This window comes from Pseudomonas sp. UM16 (genome assembly GCF_050312595.1).
In the GTDB taxonomy this organism is placed as follows: Bacteria; Pseudomonadota; Gammaproteobacteria; order Pseudomonadales; family Pseudomonadaceae; genus Aquipseudomonas.
Window position 1 is genome coordinate 1 of the sequence record NZ_JBNPJT010000081.1, and the last position, 388, is coordinate 388.

General features: G+C 61.6%; 1 protein-coding gene. It reads right to left on the minus strand.

Going from position 1 to position 388, the window contains the following annotated elements:
• Positions 1-388: hypothetical protein (locus ACQRAX_RS25655; RefSeq protein WP_412041647.1), on the minus strand; the 388-nt coding region annotated here is incomplete at both ends.

Here is a 388-nt window from a genome sequence, read left to right on the forward strand (position 1 = left end):
TTGCCGAATTCGAAACAGGCGCTGATGAACATCCCCGTCAGCACGGCGGCGGCGCAGCGCCGGATCAGCGGCGTCCAGATCAAGGCAAAGGCGAGTGCGAATTCCACCATGCCGGCGGCGCGCATGTAGAACTCGTTGTCGAAGCCGAGGGTCATCGCGGCATGCTCGATCAGAAGCGGGAAGCTCCATTCCGGGTAGGCCCATTTTTCAACGGAAGCCCACATCAAGGTCACCGCCGCGGCGTACCGCATCACGTCGATCGGCCGAACTCCGAACAGATCCCTGTTCAACCCGACGAGGGCGAAATAGGCGGCGACGCCGAGGAAGATCGGGTAGTCGGCGAGATGGAAGATGCCGTAGTCGCGGATACCGATCCCGAACAGGATCA